Below are 2,640 nucleotides of genomic sequence, written 5' to 3'. Positions count from 1 at the left end.
CGTCGCGCCGCTCGAAGCTCAGTTGGCCGCCGGTGCCGGTGACCGGGCGGTAGCCTTCCAGGAAATCCTCGTAGCCATAGGCGGGGTGGAAGGTGCAGACCCGCACCAGGCCCGGCTTTGCCCGATCACCGTCTACCTCGGCCTGCTGCGGCGGGTCAAGGTCCGCATAACGCTTAACGAACGCTTTGATCGCCGCCAAGTCCTGGACGGTCCGGCGGGCGTGCCAGGTCTTGCCGGTGCCGGGCGGGCCGTAGAGAATCACTTGCCCTTTGCGCTCCAGGATTGCCTGAAGTTCACCGGAAATACCATCGAGCAAGAGCATCTGGAGCGGTTCGGGCACGGGATGGGGTGGGGGCACCGCATCGAGCAGTCGGTTTTCGATGGCCACGAGGTTCTCTGGGTACTTGCGCAGCCGAAACACCGTAGTGTGCGGCCCCTCGAAGATGGGGAGTTGCCAGTCCGCGATGTCCAGCCACTGCACCGCCCGATGATGGGGGGCCAGCGGTTCGGGTGACGGATCGTACCGATAAGCGTCCGTGGTCACGCGCCCGATGCCGCGTACGGTTTGTCCGTTGCAGGCGACCACCAGATCCCCCGCCGCGATGGTGCTGACAAAGTTGCGGATCTCGCCTGCCTTACGGGAGGCAACACCCAATTGGTTGGGCTCGGGGTAGTTGGCATCCCGTAGCGCCTGTTTGAGACGATCTAGACCTTCGGCCGAGTCATCCAGCCAACCCAAATCGCCGAGTTCATGCCAGCCGATCGCGACCACCGGACGATCGCGCATCAAAGGCCAAATATCCGTATCGTCATACACGACGGTGCCGATGCGCCAGACCCGATAGGGGCGGCCACCATTGCGCTCGTTCAACACCGTCGTAAGGTGGTTCATAGGCCAGTCGAGTTCGCGCGCTATCGCCGTGAAAGGCTCAGCGATCACATAGCGGCCGGATTGCTCCGGCGGCGTCTGCAAGAGCTTGATCAGGTGAAACCGCTGATGCCCTTCGGAGTGGTAGTCGTCCAGCCGTTCGGGATAGAGCAGGCTCAGGTACTTGTGGCCCCAGGCCAGGCGGCTCACGTCCCGTGCGACCTCATCCATCCGCCGCTGTAGCTCCGCGTAGTCGGCGGGTGTTCCCACGGTCGGCAGGGCCTCAAGCAGTCTCGCACCGGCGATGAGTTGATCACGATGGCGGCGGGCTATCGAGACTGCCTCTCCGATCTCGATTTTCCGCTGCTGGGTGGGGGCACCGGTCATCCATTCGCCGGTCTCATTCCTGCGGTAGAGACCGAACTTGAGCGCGCTGCCGCCGGCGATGCTACCGAATCGGACCGGAAATTCCTCGTCGTCCTTGAACTCGAGCCAGTACACCAGGCTGTCGTGGTTTCCGTGAAGGTGCATCAGGTTGAGCAGTTCCTCGCCATCCAAACCGGCGAGCACCTCCGGGCCGAAGCGCCGACGGAACAGGTCATAACAGGCGTTCAGCGCGTCCTTGGTCAGCAGCGTCCCTTGCTCCATCAGGCGCGCACGGGTCGTCTGAAGGTCATCACAAATGCGGGGGTCAAGCACCGTCTTTGATCTCCTCAAAGGCAACCAGAGGTAAAGGGAAGACTCTGCGTTGGCGACAGTCTAATCGTCAAGTCGCGTGCCGCTCAGAGACATTTGCGCTGGGGCGTTTTTCGCGGGCGCCACCGCGCGAGGTTGGGGACAGGCGGGCCTGGCGCGCTGGGGTTTTCTCGCGGGCGCCGTCGAAATCGGGGTACCGCGGCACCCAATTGCGAAGATTCCTTAACAAGTTCCGTCCCGCAGACAGCCACGCCCGTCAGGCGACGCGCGGGCGGCCTGACCGGAACGCGGTCGCGGCAGAGTTTAGCCGGTCGCTGGGATGGGCTGAACCAGCGAGCGCATCTGCTCAATGCGACCGTCTTTGACGTGTCCCAGCGCCATGGCCATCATCACCGCCAGGGCCAAGCCGACCCGGGTCTGCATCTTCGCCAAGCCGCGGATGAAATGCCGCTCGAAGCCGAAGCTGTTGTCGATGCGATTATTGATTCGCTCCAGGGCGCTGCGCCGGTTGTAACCGCGGTGCCAACTGGGGCTGCCGTGCGGCGTCGGCACGAAGATGCGTCGATCATGGTCATTAAGGCTGATGCGCACGATACGCCCATACTCCCCGGGCGCGACTCCGCCGGCCTGATGGCAGCGTTCACGACCCTGGCACTCCAAGCCATAGGCGGCGGCCGGGCAGCGGTATTTGATTGTATTGCGATCGGCCTCGAAGCCTTGGAAAGCCAAATCGCGCTGTTCGCCGGTCTGCGGACAAATACAGTGGACGCTGCCTTTTTCGGTATGCACGATGGTATCCACGCGCTCGGGAAAGAGGGGGCGTGTGATCGGCTTGGACGGATCGTAGTCGGGATGCTGCTTCTCTTCCCGCCACAGTTCGCGGGTGTCGATCAAGGGGCGGATGTCGTAGATGTCCCATAGCAGGGCCTTGGTCTCGGCACTATCGAGGCCACGATCGGCGCTGAAGTCGCGGCAGCGTTCAGCCAGTTCGGGGGTCTCGGTGAAGGTCTCCTTGAGCATGACGCGCAGTTCGATCTGCTCGGCGTGGGAGGCCGGCGTCAGGTGCATCGCCACCG

At 63.3% G+C, this 2,640-nt stretch carries 2 pseudogenes; both read right to left on the bottom strand.

From position 1 onward, the window contains the following. Window positions 1-1,567: pseudogene (locus QZX93_RS23205) on the bottom strand (hypothetical protein); the annotation flags it as partial. 300 nt (window positions 1,568-1,867) lie between these two features. Further along, window positions 1,868-2,640 (bottom strand): annotated as a pseudogene (locus tag QZX93_RS23200) (transposase); the annotation flags it as partial.

The organism is uncultured Thiodictyon sp. (assembly GCF_903946935.1).
Taxonomy (GTDB): domain Bacteria; phylum Pseudomonadota; class Gammaproteobacteria; order Chromatiales; family Chromatiaceae; genus Thiodictyon.
The sequence above is the reverse complement of the archived record's forward strand: the minus strand, read 5'-3'. Positions and strand labels throughout refer to the sequence as shown.